This is a genomic window from Fictibacillus norfolkensis (assembly GCF_014836645.1).
Taxonomy (GTDB): domain Bacteria; phylum Bacillota; class Bacilli; order Bacillales; family Fictibacillaceae; genus Fictibacillus; species Fictibacillus norfolkensis.
Genome location: NZ_JACSQM010000005.1, coordinates 226349 through 241456 on the forward strand (window position 1 = coordinate 226349; position 15108 = coordinate 241456).

16 protein-coding genes are annotated in these 15108 nt (G+C 42.7%); 2 read left to right on the forward strand and 14 right to left on the reverse strand.

Features of this window, described 5'->3' with window-relative positions:
• Nucleotides 1–50: 50 nt before the first annotated feature.
• Together H9648_RS13250 and H9648_RS13255 are read right to left on the reverse strand one after the other, a co-directional pair.
• Nucleotides 51–524, reverse strand: a complete 474-nt coding sequence (locus tag H9648_RS13250) for a GNAT family N-acetyltransferase (protein WP_191754282.1) — start codon at nucleotides 522–524, stop codon at nucleotides 51–53.
• A 21-nt stretch (nucleotides 525–545) separates the two neighbouring features.
• The gene (locus tag H9648_RS13255) at nucleotides 546–1142 is read right to left on the reverse strand and encodes an SGNH/GDSL hydrolase family protein (RefSeq protein ID WP_318243530.1); all 597 of its coding nucleotides are present in this window, start codon (nucleotides 1140–1142) and stop codon (nucleotides 546–548) included.
• A 126-nt stretch (nucleotides 1143–1268) separates the two neighbouring features.
• Between H9648_RS13255 and H9648_RS13260 the strand changes: the two genes are divergently transcribed.
• On the forward strand, nucleotides 1269–2303 hold the full coding sequence (locus tag H9648_RS13260) for a class I SAM-dependent methyltransferase (RefSeq protein ID WP_191754284.1): 1035 nt from the start codon (nucleotides 1269–1271) through the stop codon (nucleotides 2301–2303).
• Nucleotides 2304–2584: 281 nt separating this feature from the next.
• Here the strand turns inward: H9648_RS13260 and H9648_RS13265 are convergent, their stop codons facing one another.
• The 9 genes from H9648_RS13265 to spoIID all read right to left on the reverse strand — a co-directional run bounded on the left by H9648_RS13265 (nucleotide 2585) and on the right by spoIID (nucleotide 10527).
• Nucleotides 2585–3262 carry an HAD family hydrolase gene (locus tag H9648_RS13265; protein ID WP_191754367.1) on the reverse strand — a complete coding sequence of 226 codons (678 nt, stop codon included), beginning with the start codon at nucleotides 3260–3262 and terminating at the stop codon, nucleotides 2585–2587.
• A 139-nt stretch (nucleotides 3263–3401) separates the two neighbouring features.
• Nucleotides 3402–3827, reverse strand: a complete 426-nt coding sequence (fabZ, locus tag H9648_RS13270) for a 3-hydroxyacyl-ACP dehydratase FabZ (protein WP_191754285.1) — start codon at nucleotides 3825–3827, stop codon at nucleotides 3402–3404.
• 137 nt (nucleotides 3828–3964) lie between these two features.
• Nucleotides 3965–4252 carry a DNA-directed RNA polymerase subunit beta gene (locus H9648_RS13275; protein ID WP_225218889.1) on the reverse strand — a complete coding sequence of 96 codons (288 nt, stop codon included), beginning with the start codon at nucleotides 4250–4252 and terminating at the stop codon, nucleotides 3965–3967.
• A 15-nt stretch (nucleotides 4253–4267) separates the two neighbouring features.
• The gene (locus H9648_RS13280; RefSeq protein ID WP_191754286.1) at nucleotides 4268–5095 is read right to left on the reverse strand and encodes a flagellar hook-basal body protein; all 828 of its coding nucleotides are present in this window, start codon (nucleotides 5093–5095) and stop codon (nucleotides 4268–4270) included.
• 12 nt (nucleotides 5096–5107) lie between these two features.
• Nucleotides 5108–5941 (reverse strand): flagellar hook-basal body protein, encoded by an 834-nt coding sequence (locus tag H9648_RS13285; protein WP_191754287.1) that lies wholly within the window; start codon nucleotides 5939–5941, stop codon nucleotides 5108–5110.
• A 383-nt stretch (nucleotides 5942–6324) separates the two neighbouring features.
• Entirely contained in the window at nucleotides 6325–7320 is a 996-nt protein-coding gene (mreB, locus tag H9648_RS13290) for a rod shape-determining protein (RefSeq protein WP_191754288.1), read from the reverse strand.
• Between the two features lie 195 nt (nucleotides 7321–7515).
• Entirely contained in the window at nucleotides 7516–7782 is a 267-nt protein-coding gene (spoIIID, locus tag H9648_RS13295; RefSeq protein WP_007203593.1) for a sporulation transcriptional regulator SpoIIID, read from the reverse strand.
• 533 nt (nucleotides 7783–8315) lie between these two features.
• A complete protein-coding gene (gene spoIIQ, locus H9648_RS13300) occupies nucleotides 8316–9299 on the reverse strand; it encodes a stage II sporulation protein SpoIIQ (RefSeq protein ID WP_191754289.1) in 984 nt (327 codons plus the stop codon).
• A gap of 187 nt (nucleotides 9300–9486) precedes the next feature.
• On the reverse strand, nucleotides 9487–10527 hold the full coding sequence (gene spoIID, locus H9648_RS13305) for a stage II sporulation protein D (RefSeq protein WP_318243531.1): 1041 nt from the start codon (nucleotides 10525–10527) through the stop codon (nucleotides 9487–9489).
• A gap of 194 nt (nucleotides 10528–10721) precedes the next feature.
• On the opposite strand from spoIID, the gene H9648_RS13310 reads away from it, so the two are divergent.
• Nucleotides 10722–11336 carry a DUF3298 and DUF4163 domain-containing protein gene (locus H9648_RS13310; protein WP_191754291.1) on the forward strand — a complete coding sequence of 205 codons (615 nt, stop codon included), beginning with the start codon at nucleotides 10722–10724 and terminating at the stop codon, nucleotides 11334–11336.
• A 58-nt stretch (nucleotides 11337–11394) separates the two neighbouring features.
• On the opposite strand, the gene H9648_RS13315 is transcribed toward H9648_RS13310, so the two are convergent.
• The 3 genes from H9648_RS13315 to murA all read right to left on the reverse strand — a co-directional run bounded on the left by H9648_RS13315 (nucleotide 11395) and on the right by murA (nucleotide 15096).
• The gene (locus H9648_RS13315) at nucleotides 11395–13062 is read right to left on the reverse strand and encodes a M4 family metallopeptidase (protein ID WP_191754292.1); all 1668 of its coding nucleotides are present in this window, start codon (nucleotides 13060–13062) and stop codon (nucleotides 11395–11397) included.
• Between the two features lie 224 nt (nucleotides 13063–13286).
• A complete protein-coding gene (locus H9648_RS13320) occupies nucleotides 13287–13433 on the reverse strand; it encodes a lmo0937 family membrane protein (RefSeq protein WP_137791095.1) in 147 nt (48 codons plus the stop codon).
• A 352-nt stretch (nucleotides 13434–13785) separates the two neighbouring features.
• Nucleotides 13786–15096: a UDP-N-acetylglucosamine 1-carboxyvinyltransferase gene (gene murA, locus H9648_RS13325; protein ID WP_191754293.1), complete on the reverse strand. Its 1311-nt coding sequence runs from the start codon at nucleotides 15094–15096 to the stop codon at nucleotides 13786–13788.
• Nucleotides 15097–15108 lie beyond the last annotated feature (12 nt).

Consider the following 15108-nt stretch of genomic DNA (forward strand, 5'->3'; position numbering starts at 1 on the left):
CATAACCAACACTTTACAATTCAAAAATCAGCTTTATATTAGCTTAATAATCAAACATCATAATGCAGCACATATTGTGGCCCGACTGGACCAGGTTTGATCTGGCCGCGATCTACAAAACCTACTTTTTCGTAAAGCTTTTTTGCTGAATCGTTCTTAAAGTTTACGGCTAGGATGAGTTCGTTCACTTCCGGAAAGTGTTTGGAAATAAACAGAGGCAGCTGCAGCATCGCATCCTTCGCATACCCTTTTCCTTGCTCGGAGTGATTAATGGATAGCGCACGAATCACCATCGCGTTCGGGTTTGCAGTAAAATCTTGAATGTTTTCACCCTTATGCAGAACGACAAAACCGACTGTTTTGCCGTTTGCCTCAATAACCACAGGATGACGACCCTGATCTTTTTCGCACTTTTTTAAGGCATCACTCGGCATGGCCGTGAATTTTTCTTGCTCCTGAGGTAAATAAAACGCGTTTAACGCGTCTCGATGTATCTCGTTAAAGAATGTTAGTGTATTTGCCATCTATGTAACTCCTGTTCGGTTTTATTGAGTGATGAGTGACTCTGCCGCTTCCAGCCAAGTTTTTGCCATGAGTTCGTTTCCTTTTCGTCTCATATGTACACCGTCTGTTGTTAAGGACACATCTGGTTTTTTGTTTAGATGGCTGATGAACATTTCATGTGTAGGTACGAGTACGGCTTTAAATTCTTTTGCTAACTTTCGGACCACTTCCACATACGTAATCAGCAGCTGATTTCCTTGAGATTCTGTGTTTTCTTTTATAATCGTCGGTTCCATTAAGACGAGTTTTGTTTTTGTTGAAAGTTGAGATAACAGGCTGCGGTAAACCTCTTCAAACTGAGAAACATCGATCTGCTGTAATTGAGGGCTGTCGAGCTGTCTCCATACATCGTTGATTCCGATCGATACGGATAGCAGATCTGGCTCAAGATCGATTACATCTCGCTGCCACCGAAAAGCGAGGTCTGTCACGCGATGTCCGTTCACACCTTTATTGATCACTGTTACTTCCTTTGGCAAGACTTCTTTAATAATGCGAACGTACCCGTCCCCAAGTCGATCTGGGTCTGTATTTTTATTTGAAGCTGTAATGCTGTCACCGATAAAAATAATCTTCATATCCATTTCCCTCCCTGTTTTCTTTATTCTATTTTATCATGCAAAAGCGAAATGTTAGGTTTTAGAGGATTTTACATACTTTCTTTGAATAACTATAAAAAATCCTTTTTTTAAGGAGGACGTATCATGCTTGAAACAGCGGTTCAGCAACCGAAAACGTTCGGCCAAACGGAAATGAGACCGTCATACCGAATGGATTTGCGACAGTATAGAGACAGAAGAGAATATGAAAAGTTTGTAAAAGTAAATACGGTGAACGATTGGTCCACTGTGACGTGGAAAGATATTGGCAAACCGTATGAGGTGACTTCTCTTTCAAAAGAAAAAACAGAGTGGGAACAGGCGCACGGTGAGATGCTCCCAGTGCATACATCCTGGACGATGTTCAACCAGTCCTTTCACGAATGGTTCTCTAAGGATGTTCCAACTGAAATTGGAGAGAAAAAGGGTGCATTTTTAAAAAGTTTAACAAGCTTTAAACTTAGTGAAGTAAAGACGGCACTCGGTGATTATGTGCGGATCCACCTCTGGAATTATGTGCACCGCATTCAGGACGGCATCTGGGATCCGCGCGGAAAGAGAGCTTTGTTCGAGGGACTGGACGTGGATAAGCCTCGTATTCTATTTTTGGGTGCCGCTGAAGGATATGAAGCGATGCAGCTAAGTGCGATGTACCCTGACGGCGAAGTAGTGATGGTGGATTATGATCCGTTCTGCCGAGATACACGGTTCGCAGAATTTCCTGAGTCTTATCCGTTTTTGGGAAAAAGTTCACGAACGGGCGGAGATAAAGTTTATTATAAAAACGACTTCAATATCTCGTATGTCGTGGATGATATCCGCAATCTCCCATATGGCAGAGAGTTCGACATCGTGCTCAGCGTCGGGTTGTTAGAGCATTTTCCAGATTCTATGAAAGCTGAAGTTGTTGAGTGGCATCGAAAATTCTTAAAGCCGAGCGGCTATATCGTGATGACAACGCCTCGTGCGCAAATGCGTTCCAAGCTGTACTACGAGATCATGGCGGATGTGATGAACCATACGTATCGTGAGCTGATGACGTTAGAGCAGATGGGACTCTATCTGCATGAAAACGGACTGGAGATTTTACGACATGGTTACATCAAGGTGCATAACGGAATCGTGGCGAGGGCGAAATAAGCATGTAGTTTGAAACCTGGAGGGTGCTCCAGGTTTTTTTGTTTTTTTTGTCGCGTCTTCCAAATATTGATGGTAGTTGACAGATTAATAGCGAACTTTTGTCGAAAATCGGATAAATAATTTTATACGCGAAATTATTGAGTTTATACCTGGAATTATTGAGCTTATCCGTGGATATAAAAGGAATTACCTCGTAATAATTTAACTGCGACCGCCTTATGCGGACATATAGGAATAGTGTATTTTCCACACGTACACTTAATCCGAATTTTTTATTATTTTTATCTCTGGATTTGAATAGTTATATTATTCAACAAAACTTCCCTTAATTCAGAGACATTTTTAACAATATTAGTAGGTTTTGCCGCTGTAAGTTCTTCAATTGACCCATACCCGTATGTAACTCCTATTGAATCGATACCTGTGTTATGCGCACCAATAATATCATGCTTTCTGTCACCGATCATGATGAACGATTTCTTAGATTGATCGTTAAAATGATGAAGTATATGCTGGATGATCTCTGTTTTGCTCGTACGTGTTCCGTCGAGATTGCTGCCAACGATCAGATTAAAATAATGATGTATGTTGAAGTATTTTAAGATTTCTTCAGCAAATACGGTGGGTTTAGAAGTTGCGACAACTAATGTAACGCCATTATCTTTTAGTTCTTGAAGAAGTGAAGGGATATGTTCGTAAAGTGTATTCTCGTACATGCCTTTGTCTTTGAATCTTTCACGATAGTGCGTGATGGCTGTTCCAATCTGCGTTTCATTAAAGGAATAGAATTCTGAGAAAGATTGCTGAAGCGGTGGTCCGATGAAAGATTCTAAGTGATCAAGGTTCTCTTCTGTAATGCCCATTCTTCTCAGTGCAAACTGAACAGATTTTGTAATACCGATTTTAGGATCAGAAAGAGTCCCGTCTAAGTCAAACAAGATATACTCATAATTCTTCATCATGATTTATTCTCCTTCGCACAGCCATATTTTGAAGCTAGAAATAAAAATAGCATAAAAAGAAAGCTTGAAATAGGACATACACCCTAAGGGAATGCTCCATTTCAAGCTTTTATGTTAATTGTGTGGGGTCAGACCCCTATTTGCCTAGGGCGAAGGTGATGTCGACTTCGCAGGCTACCTGGCCATCCACAGTTGCGATTCCTTTGCCCTTACCGATCGAACCGCGCACACGTGTCATCTCGACTTCTAAGCGAAGCTGGTCGCCTGGTACGACTTGCTTTTTGAAGCGGCAGTTATCGATGCCTGCAAAGAAAGCAAGACGTCCGCGGTTTTCTTCTTTTTTCAGCATCGCGACTGCACCTACTTGAGCGAGTGCTTCTACGATCAATACGCCTGGCATAACCGGGTATTCTGGGAAGTGGCCGTTGAAGAATTCTTCGTTCGCTGTAACGTTCTTGATTCCAACAGCGCGTTCTCCTTCTTCTACTTCTAAAATACGGTCGATTAGCAAGAACGGATAACGGTGCGGAATGATTTCTTTGATCTCTTCGATTGTTAACATATACAAACATCACCTTTCTTTTTTCACTCATGTTTTATAGTCTATTTTTATTATACTTGGTATTGTTACCTGGTACTAATTTTACATCAAAAGAAAACAATGACTACATTCATTGCCATTGTTTTTTTATTATATCTTTACGCATCTTTTTCTACAAGGTCGATGATGTGTGTCCATGTTTCTTTTTCAAACACGTTCATCGGTTTACCGTCACCAATCACACCATAGCCAACCATCGTACCAACAGCAAAACAGACGATGATTCCACAGACAAGAAGCAGAAGACGCAGCCAGATCGGAAAGCTTCTTTTCGTTCCGCTATGGATCAACTTTTTCTTCTCTTCTTTAGAAGACGTTTCTTTCTCTTGGTAACGCTGTGTTTTCGGTTTTTCGTTTTTATTCAACTCTTGCATCTTATTCGTCATACAAACCTACCTCATTTAGCGAAGCCCGTTTACTAACCCCATCATTTGGTCAGCAATTGTAAGAGAACGCGCATTAAATTGATAAGAACGTTGTGTTTGAATCATTTCCGTCATCTCCGTGGAGATGTTTACATTCGAGGATTCGAGTGCACCTTGCTGAACGAAGTTACCTGCTCCAGCATTTACTTCCTCTATCAATTGATTCAACGGAATGTCCTGTGGCGCTTGCAAGTTCTGTCCAACAGATACCATCAACTGCGGCCGAACCATGTTCACAATCGCTAGCTGTCCTGATTCAACAATCGCTCCATTATTTAACGTTACCGAAACTTGGCCGTTTTGTCCAATGGTAATTTTGCTATGATCAGCTGGAATCGTAATCGGTCCGTCTACACCCATTACTTTATTGCCCTCTGATGTAACAAGTTCCATCTCATTAGGGTTGTTAGCAGACGGTGATAAATAGAACGCGCCGTCCCTTGTGAACTGCTGCGTTTCGTTTCCGTTGTTATCTACTGCGGATACCTGAAAATAATAGCTTGGCTCCGTGAGTGCTACATCAAGAAGTCGTCCAGTCTGCTGCAGCGTGCCCGCCTCTAAACTGAGTGCAGTTGAAGAAACACGCGCTCCGCTGCCAAGTCGAATTCCGTTCGGCGTTAGACGGCCCGCTTCTGTCGGATTCAATGCTTCACTATTGATCTGCTGAAAAAGAATATCAGAGAATTGCGCCTCGCGTCTTTTATAGCCGTTCGTCGTGCTGTTCGCCATGTTATTTGAGATGGTATCGAGCTTGTGCTGCAGCTGACCCATCGTTACTGCTGCTGAAATCATAGACTGGTTCATGTTTTGATCCCCCTAGCCGATTCGGCCAATTTCATTAGATGCTTTTTCCATCGTTCGGTCGTAGGCTTGAAGTACTTTTTGGTTAGCTTCAAACGCACGGTAAGCCGTCAGCATCTCTGTCATCGTCTGTTCGGTGTTCACGTTCGAACGTTCTACAAATCCTTGCTGCACGTTGTACGTGACGTTTGGATTCCCAAGAGCACTTGGCGCGTTCCCGTTTCCATCCAGTCTGAACAACCCTGTGCCTTCTTTTACAAGATTGTTAGGGTTCGTGATGTACGCAACGTCAATCTGCCCCGCTACTGTACCGTTATCAATGACCGAACCGTCTTTGTTCACTGTGAAATTATCGCTTCTCACCGTTATCGGATTTCCATCTGTTCCAAGCACATAATAGCCTTCAGGCGTAACAAGACTACCTTCAGCGTCCACTGAAAAATGACCGTTTCTCGTGTAGCGTTCTTCTCCATTTACGTTCAATCGGAAAAAGAGTCCTCCGGGCTTTCCTGTTTCCGGGTCAAGCGGAACTTGTCCCTGAAGAAGAGCCATATCCGTTTTGATTCCGGTTTCGCGCATGTCACCTTGCAGGAAATTAGGCGTTGTCTCCTGCACGTAAACACCTGTTGATAGTGCACCTGGTCCGATCGGGTAGTTGTTCGGCAGTTTTTTTCCGTTCATTTCCGTCTCTCCCATATGCTGAAGCAGCATCGTTGGGAACGTGCGCAGACTCGCATTGTCTGCTTTATATCCAGGCGTATTCGCATTCGCCATGTTGTTTGTTAAAATTTCTTGTTTGCGCTGCTGTGCCAGCATCCCAGCTGCAGCATTATAAAATCCTCTTAACACGGAGTATTCCTCCTGTATTTGTAATCTGGACACAAAATGTCTCTTCCGTTGTATCGACAGTTTTTTACAATTATTAATAGATTTCTGCAAAAATTGTGAGATTCCTTTTTATGATGAGGATTTTGTCCTAGAGGTGGTGAGGAGAAGTAAAGTGACTTGGAGCAGCGGACCCGACCCGCTTGTTTGTCGAAAAGCCTATAAATCCATTTGAAGGACTATAAAATTTTTTGAAGGACTATAAAAGTTTTTTCAGGGCTTATAAATTTCATTTTAGGGCCTATAAAGTTCAACTTAGGGCCTATAAGCTGGTTCTCCTGCTCATCTACCCTTCACATCTTCCACACAAAAACAAAATGCCACCCCGTTCGGGCGGCATTTCTTCATTAAAACACTTTTCTTTTTGCGATTTTATCCAAATGCTCAAGCATTAAGCCTGTTCCGTTCGCGACTGCTCTCATCGGCTCTTCTGCGATCAATACAGGTACTTTCAATTCATCTGCAAACAGCTGGTCGATTCCGTGAAGAAGTGCTCCACCACCTGTTAGCATGATTCCACGGTCGATGATGTCAGCGGATAATTCAGGCGGCGTTTTTTCTAACACGCTCTTTGCCGCTTGAACGATGACCATTACTGGCTCCATCAATGCGCGTTGGATTTCTTTTGAACCTACTGTAATCGTACGCGGAAGTCCCGATACCATGTCACGGCCACGGATCTCAAGTTCTTCATCACGATCGTAAACGGTAGCGACGTTCAACTTAATGTTTTCTGCCGTACGTTCACCGATCAACAGCTTGTACTCTTTTTTAATATATTGAAGGATTTCTGTATCGAACTTGTCCCCAGCCATCTTAATAGAAGAGGACGTAACGATATCTCCCATACTCAAGACCGCAATGTCAGTTGTGCCACCACCGATGTCCACAACCATATTGCCGCTCGGCTGGAAGATATCCATCCCCGCCCCAATTGCAGCCACTTTTGGCTCTTCTTCAAGGAAAATATGTTTTGCTCCGCACTTTTGCGCAGCTTCTCTGATCGCTTTTTGTTCAACGGACGTAATGTTCGTTGGTGTACAGATTAAAATTCTAGGCTTGGCAAACATGCCTTTTACGTTAATCTTATTAATAAAATGTTTCAGCATCTGCTCAGTTACTTCAAAGTCAGCGATAACGCCGTCTTTTAACGGACGGATCGCCACAATGTTTCCAGGTGTACGGCCTACCATGCGGCGGGCTTCTTCTCCTACTGCGAGTGCTTTTCCGGTATTCGTGTCGATCGCAACGACAGATGGCTCATCGAGTACGATCCCTTTTCCTTTTACATAAATCAGTACATTAGCGGTACCAAGGTCAATTCCAACGTCCCTTGAAAACATGTTATATCCTCCCTGTTAACATCCATACGATATAATGACATTTTTAGTAAAAAATCGAAGTTCTATCCAATTTATCATTATATCACAAGTCTGTCGAACAAGGTGAAATATTGTCAAAAATTAATTATTTACCATTGGAACGATGCGGCACATAATGTAATATCGTTGCATCTAACATCCTTACATCTCATAAACTTACTGAACAACTTCCTCTGTGCCTTTTTTGTACTTTACGCGAGTCGCTTCTCCACCTCTCAAGTGGCGGATGGACTTATGGTATTCGAGGATCTCTTTTACGTTGTTTGCAAGATCTGGATTAATTTCAGGCAGCCGCTCGGTGAGGTCTTTATGCACCGTGCTTTTGGAAACCCCGAATTCTTTTGCGATCATGCGGACTGTTTTTCTTGTCTCCACGATATACCGTCCTATCTTGATGGTTCGCTCTTTGATGTAATCGTGCACACCACTCGCCTCCCTAAAATGGATGTGAGAGATGCGATAGAGACTTGTATGAACAAGCTACGTGACAAGTTTCGTTGTCATCTTCGGCTTATAAGTATTGCTTCCATTCCCCTTTTTCCACCGCAGCCATAGTACGATTTCTCACCGCTCACCCTCAATTGAATTATTGTAGGTTTTGTAACATCTTATTAACCAAGTTTTCGTTATATGCCTAAATCTCAACTGGGACAAGGGGAAATGTCCATATTTGTGAAAAATCCTGCATAAACAGTTGGAAAATTAAGTTATTTAAGTGGATGTGGATGAAGAAAATATTTTTTACGGTACGTGTTTTTATATGTATTACCGTTCACCGGTAAACTTGCTTTTTTCACCGGTTAAACGCTCGTGACCACCTGAGAACTGCCTCGTTACACCGGTGATGCAATCGTGACCACCCGAAAAGAGAAATGTTTCACGGATAAACAGCTGAAACTTAGATAAAAACGAAAAAAGCTGCCTCGGATTGAACCGAGACAGCTTCCCTTTTGCAATTATTCGTTAGCACCAGAGTCGTCTGCTGCAGGAGCATTCGTATCTTCGGCTGATTGAGATGATGATTCTTGCTCACGGTTGGCATCCTTACCATCTTTGCCATCCTTCGTGTCTTTCGTATCTTTTGTATCTTTTGTACCTTTAGAATCTTTTGTGTCCTTAGAGTCTTTAGACCCTTTGTCTTCAGCCTTTGGTGCTGGCTTCTTTTCTTCAGCAGGCTTCTTCTCTTCAGCTTTCTTCTGCTCTTCTGCTGCTTTTTTCTCTTCCGCTTTTTTCATCTCTTTACGAGAGTCATCAACAGCGGTTGCAAGTTGTGCAACAGATTGATCCCAAGCCATCACTGGGTCGACTGCTTCTCCGTCTTTACGAACTTCGAAGTGTGCGTGGATCTTCGCATCTGTATCATATGCGTTCTCACCAGCTTGTCCTAGTACTGCGCCTTGCTTCACTTGGTCACCTTGCTTTACAGATACAGAAGCAAGAGAGGAGTAGTGTGTGACAACACCTTTGTCATGTTTTACTTCAACAACGAACCCTAGTGCAGGATCTTTAGAAACTTTTACAACGCTGCCGCTTAATGCTGCCGTTACGTCGAATGCTTTGTTATCAGCAGTCGCTAGATCGATACCGCGGTTTTGGTAGTAGATATTGTTATAGAATACAAGAGCTGCTTCTTGTTCTTGAGCTGGAGCTTCTGGGCTAAAGAAATCTTTTACCACTTCAATGGCTTCAGGGTCAGAAACGGGCATTTGGAAAACTTCTTTTGTAAGGGATACAGGCACTGCTGCTCCATTGTCCTCTAATGCGCTATCTGGAGTATTATTATTCTCCGTATTCTTCGCATCGTTTTGATACCATAGAACAGAAGTTAGAATGACTGCTGCAAAGCTTAAATATACTGCAGGATAAACCCAACGTTTTTTCATAGCACTCTTACCTTTCATCGGTACTGTTTTTTTGTTTTGTTTTTCTTCTTCTTTCATTTTTCATCACCTCAGCAACAAGTTTGAACAGAATTCTGAAAATATATACTTTAGAGCAAAACTTTTTTGAAGATTTCTTTCGACAATTGAAAAAAACCGCTGAATGCCTGATGACATCTAGCGGTTTCCTTATAAAGATAAAGAGGGGGTCTGACCCGGGTCAGACCCCCTACAATTTCCACACAATTCACTGAGGCTGGTACGCGAGACCCTTATCAGCAATCGGTTTATAATCCGTAATCTCAATCCCTTTGTAATAGTGGTTCACGATCTCTTTGTATGTCTTACCTTCCTTTGCCATCCCGTTCGCGCCATATTGGCTCAATCCCACTCCGTGACCATATCCTCGCGTTGTTACGGTAACTTGTTTTCCTTTTTTCTTCATCTGGAAATCCGTCGACCGCAGCTCTAGCTTCTCTCGTACTTCTTTTCCAGTGAACTCTTTTTTACCGATGGCCCATTTTCCAATCCGATTTCCGCTCGTTGTGGCTACCACTTTTCCGATCTGACCGTCCTTTGTTAGTGAGACGCCGAGCTTCTGCTCTACCGTGCTGACAGGCAGCTGGATGGTCTCTGTGTATTTAGGAGACTCTTTTTTATCCCATGGACTTTCTACACTTCTTAAATAAGGGTATTCGTTTCTCCAATAGTCCTCGGAGTTAACAGTAAAGCCATTGCTTGTGGAAAAGAAACTCGCTTGAATCGGATCTCCTTCATACGTTAGGATCTGTCCTTTTGTCTCAGAGACCGCTTTGATGATCTTCTCTATCTTTTGGTTGAAATCATCTCCCCAAAGCGTCTCTAGCTCTTCGTTTCCTTTGTACACTTGATGCATCACCGTGTCTGACACGACCGCACCTTCTGGCAGACTAGTATCTTTGCCGCGGTTTAGTAGAGCTTTTACAATAAACGTTCTTGCTGTTAACGCTTGTGCTTTCAGCGCTTCTAACTCAAAGTCCGCAGGCATTTCAGAAGCGACCACTCCCGCTACATACTCTTCTAACGGGATGTTCTGAACCGTATCCATCGATTTTCTGAAAACAGGCACGACGATGTCTGAATGCGGGACTTCTAAAGCTAGCACTCTCTCAGATGGACGCGCAGCCTTCTCTTCTTTCCACTGGGGAGGTGCTGACGAAAATGGTAGTACGAGTATCGTCGGGAGAAGGACGATGATAGCGACAAAAATAGCTAGAATCCAAATCAGCGGCTTTATATTAACATTCACGTTTCCATGCCCTCCTAGATTGTTATCTACCATACAACTTATACAAAAAGAGGGGCATTTAGAACATGAAACTAGCATTTTTACAATTGAAATGAGCTCGCTACATGCTTCATTTACAAGTTTTGCTTCAGGGACTGATACAGGCCACCCAACGCATAACATAGAGAGATGAAATGCTTGAAAGGGTGAACCATATGGACAGTTTTCAGCAGCCTGTTTTGGTTCGTACGCTTAACTTTGCACCTGGTAACATAAAGATTTACTACCCGCAGATCGAAGGGAAGATCAACCCTCGTATTCAGCAGCAAGTTAACCAAAGAATTGTTCAGATCAACGAGCAGCTCGCGAATTATCAGAATCCCGAGGCTCGTCCAGGCATGTATGGAGAGTTTGCCGTCAAAACGAACGAAAAGAACATTTTGAGCATCGGTTTCTTAAATTTTGCCTATACACCCATGGCCGCTCATGGAATGACGTATATCAAATCAGAGACGTGGGATCTGTCGACAGGGAAAACGTATCAGTTGAAAGATCTGTTTAAACCCGGAAGTAACTATGTAGAAGTGATCAATCGTCATATAAAAGAACAGCTTAAATCGAGGCAGATTGACCCGCTCGAACCATTCAAAAGCATCCGGCCAGATCAAGATTTTTATATCGCTGATAAATCGCTCGTGATCTATTTTCAGCTATACGAGATCACCGCCTATGTATATGGCTTTCCTATGTTTCCTATCTCTGTTTTTGATTTTCAAAACATCTTGGATGAAAACGGACCACTCGGAAAATTGGCGGTGAATGGGCTGTAAGAAGACACAATAAAAACCCTGACCTCACACACGGAGATCAGGGTTTTCGCATTAAAATTTAGTTCACACCAACCGCATCATACGATTTTTTAACCGCTGCTACTTCTGCAGAAGTTGCTCCATAAAGGTCAGAGGCTGATTGAACGAGAGCCGCTCTTGCTTGGCTAAAGTTTGAAGAAGCAGTTAAATATACCGTGTTTGCTCGGTAATAGATCGCTCCTACTTTTTGGTTGCCGATCGCCGGAACCGTTACACCATAATGCGTTCCACCAACTGCCAGCAAATACGCCGCTTTGTTGATGATACCGCTGTTGATATGCACTCCGCCATTGTCACCCGTTCCTGTGTAGCGAACAGAGTAATGATCAGGATCTTGATATTTCGTCGGATCACTCATCGAACGAAGCGCGTCATTCGGTGTTCCTGGTGTGTAGATATCCTCTCCGATCTCATAGTCCGGATTGTTATTTTCATGATGCTCGACTAATGTTCCGAAAATATCGGACATCGCTTCGTTCAACGCACCAGACTCGTTTTGATAGATCAGATCAGATGAAAAATCCGTTACAGCATGTGTTAATTCATGCGCTACAACATCCAATCCGCCAGACAATGAGACGAACGTAGAACCGTCGCCGTCACCATAGACCATCTGCTGTCCGTTCCAGAATGCGTTGTTGTAATTACGGCCATAGTGAACCGTTGATTTTAATGCTGCTCCTTTATTGTCATACGAGTTGCGGTTGAAGACTTCTTTATAATAATCGTACGTCGCACCTGCATAGTAGTGAGCATCTACAGCCGCTCTGTCATAAGTCGCGTTCAGCTTGTTATCCGCATCCGCCCAAAGTGTGCCAGGAAGCTTTTGACGGTTCTTCGCATCGTATGTAAATACGCCGTTTCCTCGCGTGTTATCTTGCAGGTAGTACGTACCGTTCGATAATAATGTGTTCAGTGATTTCGTATCGCCAAGGACACCAGTTCCTGTTCCAAGCGCATTCGTTCCTACTAACGATCCTCTACCCGTTGGCGGTGCTTTATGATCACCATGAGCTTCATCCAAGTCGTTATAAGAATTCAGGATCTTGCCTGTTACGGCATCTACAAAATAATTATAGTTACCTGGTTCAGGCGATAAGAAGTTTAAGTTCACCAAGTACGCATAAGCGGCTTTATCTCCATTTGTATACACAACCATTTCAGATGTTGGATCTGCTTCATATTCAGGTGTGAAACCGAGATCTTTAACAGCAACTATTACCGCTTTTGCTGCTGTAATCTTTTTAGCGAAGCTTAACCCTTGTTTACTTTGAAGATCAGGAGTAACGGTTCCTGAAAATACAACGAGCTCTCCCTTTTCGTTAACATGCGCAACTTGTGTTGAGCCCCAAATTGGAACTCCTTTATAGGTTTGCTGGATTCGCACCAATTGTCTGCCCAACTCATCCTTTGTAACAGACTTTACCTTGAACGACTCCTCTGCTTTTTGAGTTCCTAATTTAAACGTTTTCGATTCTTTTTGAAGGTAATTGAATACGACATCCTTTGCCGATTTTGAAGAAGCCTCAGACAGTTTTCCAGATACAAACGACGGTGTGCCCGTTAAGCTGTTCATCTTTTTTGTTGATAAAACATTAACAGGTGCCTCCGCCGATGCTTGTCCTGCTGCTAACGGACTTACTGCAAGTCCAAGTGCTAAACCCCATAGAGATAATTGCTTTTTCATCCCTTCCCAATCCCCTTTGCTTCATGAATTTTAAAGCCAGTGGATTTATAATAGCACCATTTAATTTATTTTCAAACTATTCTTAAAATTTTGATTAAATCGTACTAAAAGCAAAAACTTTAAATAAAAAACGGGTATTAGGTACTGTTTTTTTGTGTTGATTCGAGTGAATAAACGAACTTTTGACATTAAAAAAAGCCGGCTACGGAAGCCAGCTTTTACAGCTATTTCGATTTTCTGCCTTTAATAAAATTTAAAACGAAAACGATCAAAGCGATAACGAGTAAAATATGAATGATCCCGCCAGCTACTTTAAAAATAACACCTAATAACCAAAGTACGACTAATATTCCGATAATGGTCCAAAGCATGAGTTCGACATCCCTTCATTAAAATAAAAAAGTATAAGTATATGGTTTAGATTTCCCGAATACCTTATGAATTAAACGGAGGGAGTCTCTAAAATCTCGTTTATCGGTGGAAAAATCTCGTTTTTAGGTGGTTAGACATGAATCATCGGTGGTAAGAGGCTGCGTTCAGGTGGAACTCACATTTCTTTAGGTGCTCACCACAAGTTTACCGGCGAACGTGTAACAAAATATAAAAACGCGTACCGTGAATTCGAAATATAGCTCCTATAGAACTTTACAAACTAGAAAAATCTTATAAGAAAACAGAAAAAACCCTTCCTCAAAAATGAGAAAGGGTTTCTCCTATCATATATTATGCTAAATTACTTTTTAATGATTGCTCTTTGGCAGGTGTTGTTTTCACATCTTCGTTTACACGCTCGATGTCAGCACCTAATGCAGCCAATTTCCCAGTGAAATCAACGTATCCGCGGTCGATGTGCTTCAGTTCAGTTACACGCGTGTAACCCTCAGCGACAAGCCCAGCAAGTACCAAAGCAGCACCTGCGCGAAGGTCAGTTGAAGCAACCTCAGCACCTTGCAGATTTACAGGTCCGTTGATTACAGAAGAACGGCCTTCGATTTTAATATCACCATTCATGCGGCGGAATTCTTCCACGTGCATGAAACGGTTTTCGAATACAGTTTCCGTGATTACGCTCGTTCCGTTTGCACGAAGCAACAGCGCCATCATTTGCGACTGAAGGTCAGTCGGGAATCCTGGGTGAGGCATTGTTTTAATATCAACAGGTTTTAATTCACGAGGTCCGCGAACACGAAGTCCGTTTCCTTCTTCTTGAATCTGTACACCCATCTCTTCCATTTTTGCGATTAAAGGACGTAGGTGTTCTGCGATTGCATTCTCAACTAAAACGTCACCTTGTGTAATAGCTGCTGCTACCATATACGTACCCGCTTCGATACGGTCTGGAACTACTGTATGCTCAGCACCAACAAGTTCTTCAGCTCCGACAATGCGGATCGTACCTGTTCCTGCACCGATAACTGTAGCACCCATCGCGTTCAGGTAGTTAGCTAGACATACGATTTCAGGTTCTTTTGCAGCGTTTTCGATGATAGTCGTTCCTTCAGCAAGTGTTGCAGCCATCATGATGTTCTCAGTTGCTCCTACACTTGGGAAGTCTAAATAAATCTTTGCACCTTGCAAGCGGCCATCAATTTTTGCTTCTATAAATCCGTTCCCGATCTTTACAGTGGCACCCATCGCTTCAAATCCTTTTAGATGCTGATCGATCGGACGAGATCCAATCGCGCATCCTCCTGGAAGTGCGATACGAGACAATCCAACACGAGCAAGCAATGGTCCCATTACTAGGAATGATGCTCTCATTTTGCGGACATACTCAAATGGTGCTTCTGTTTTTAACTCACTTGTAGCATCAACAGAAATTTCACCGTTTTCAAATGCTACATCAATATTTAAATAACGTAATACTTCGTTAATCGTAAACACATCAGCTAGACTCGGCACGTCTTTAATTGTGCTTTTGCCCTTACTTGCTAAAATGGATGCTGCGATGACAGGAAGTACGGCATTCTTAGCTCCTTCAACTCGAACAGAGCCCTCTAACCGCCTACCACCACGGACAATGATTTTTTCCAACGATATTCCCCT